The organism is Providencia sp. PROV268 (assembly GCF_028477805.1).
In the GTDB taxonomy this organism is placed as follows: Bacteria; Pseudomonadota; Gammaproteobacteria; order Enterobacterales; family Enterobacteriaceae; genus Providencia; species Providencia stuartii.
This window is the reverse complement of the sequence record NZ_JAMPLW010000054.1, coordinates 1-2,117: the sequence shown is the minus strand read 5'-3', so window position 1 is coordinate 2,117 and position 2,117 is coordinate 1. Positions and strand designations below refer to the sequence as shown.

At 31.6% G+C, this 2,117-nt stretch carries 2 protein-coding genes and 2 pseudogenes; all 4 read right to left on the bottom strand.

Going from position 1 to position 2,117, the window contains the following annotated elements; genetic code table 11:
- Positions 1-233 (bottom strand): annotated as a pseudogene (locus tag PR699_RS19560) (hypothetical protein); the annotation flags it as partial.
- A gap of 243 nt (positions 234-476) precedes the next feature.
- Positions 477-890 (bottom strand): hypothetical protein, encoded by a 414-nt coding sequence (locus PR699_RS19555; protein ID WP_154598871.1) that lies wholly within the window; start codon positions 888-890, stop codon positions 477-479.
- A gap of 301 nt (positions 891-1,191) precedes the next feature.
- Positions 1,192-1,626 (bottom strand): hypothetical protein, encoded by a 435-nt coding sequence (locus PR699_RS19550; RefSeq protein ID WP_154598872.1) that lies wholly within the window; start codon positions 1,624-1,626, stop codon positions 1,192-1,194.
- Between the two features lie 13 nt (positions 1,627-1,639).
- Positions 1,640-2,117, bottom strand: a pseudogene (locus PR699_RS19545) (hypothetical protein); the annotation flags it as partial.

The window sequence follows — 2,117 nt, the reverse complement described above, 5'->3', positions numbered from 1 at the left end:
AGACAAAAATCTTTCAGCGACTTATCTTTGCCTTGAATCGCCGCTGGCGATGACAAGGTGGTCAGTGCATCCGCCAGTGACTGCGGCTCAAGGGTTAAAGTATACGGGCGTGCCGTCATGCCTTCGGCGTGAATCAGCCCTTGTGGGTCACTGCTGCCCGCTAAGGTGCGCCCTGTGCCACGTTCGGATAAAGTATACGCCACACCAATTAATGGTTGTCCTTTATCATCCACCAATTACAGGTAATAACTCATTATTTAGCTCATAAAATGTAATTTTTTATGGTTCTCCATCATATTTATCTCTATCAATCATAAATTTTTCTTCAGTCACACTATGATGCTTTTATCAAAATTGCCAATTGTTATATATGTAAGGTTATCAATATTTCAATCTTTATCTAGATTCCTTTCAATTTTGGCCATGTGCATTATTTAAATGCTCACGGCCTATTCTAAATCCATATGGAAATAAGGTTAAAAATAGAAAAATATTCCTGTTTTTTTATTTAATGCTGCATTTGATAATTCCAATATTGAATTAATTATATGTTCATTTTCTTTGTTTATCATACTTGTAAGGATTTCATTCAGGTTTTTTATTTTATTCATGTCATGTAGACTCTCATCTTCATAACCATCTATGTTTAAACCTAATTTATAATTAATTGTTTCAAATAGATTGACTTTATTTAAGATATGTAGTTCGTTATCACTCAACTCTAGCTCTAGTAGATCACCATCAATAGATTCATTGTAATCCAATCTGTGCATTGCTTCTTTAGAAAGAGGAACAGTTATAGTTTTCATTGTGTTAATTTTTAACCTTAAAATTAGTTCATTAACTACATTTAATTTGTAGGCAATAGTCTTCTTACCACTGTAGGTCATGCCAAACACTTCAGATATTATAAGAGAAGTTTCTTGTTTATACTTTTCAAACTTATCTTTTATTAAATCTAATTCACATCTATTTAAAATTGATCTTTGACTATAAATAATATAGTCTTTCCTTTCAAATGGAAGGTAGCTTTTACTATAATAATTCAGTCTTGGCTTTAATTTTTCAATTTCTAGTGCTGTGTATCACATAATATCAATAGAAATTTTAATCTCGGCTCCCCTGATGTGATGACGTGTTTTTGTGATTTCATTTCACATGCCAAAAGCAGGGGGCTTTAATGTTTTATCATTAATATATTATATTGTATTTAATTAAATTACACGCATACAATAAATCATTATTAACTCCTTCGGTTATAAAGAGCTCATCATCATCTTCAATGATGCTTATCCCTCCTATATCTGTTTCAAAATAAATTCCCAAGCTATAATCTAAATTTTTAATTAATCTATATTCGTGAGCGCTTATTAACTTACATCCTTTATACTTTTTCAGTTGAGTATTCTCAGTAATTGGATATGAGAATGAATCTTGTAAGTTAACTGTTGAGCTGCATTTAGGTTCTGTTTCTTTTTTAATGAACTCAAGCATCCCTTCGCCTATAGTCAAAGAAAACCAGTTGACATTGTCAAATTCTATAAAAAGAACAAGGTTTGATGCTGCTAACTCGCCGTTCATATAAAAAGACATGCTTCTAAAATTAGTCATTATACTATTTATCATAAATCAATCCTCATTAAAATTTTGATGACTTTTCAGGGATTAAAGTATCAAATTCAACATTTCCTTCTGACAAAACCCTTAAGCTTACAGTACTATTTGTTTTTTCACTATAAATATGAATTAAATCATATTCTCCTCTTAATTGCTCTGCTTTAATGATATTACTGACTTCTGTAGGGTTTGTTAACGTATCTTTTATTGTCTGTGTAGCTTCGTTTATGCCATTTGGGCTAGGTTCATATGGTAATCGTCCTTGACCAATTTTTTTTCCTAATTTTTTGTTTATCTTTGCTTTTTGCTCAGACATAAACTCTTCAATATCTTCAATTGGAGAAATATTTGATTCTTTATTTGTACTGTTTTTTTCATTTACGCTCATATAGACATAAATCACAGGCAACGATGGTATTGGTGTTATCAGGATATAATCACGTAAATCTTTCGCATCGGGTAGCGGGTTAATGTATATCTGTGGCTGCCCTTCATGGATT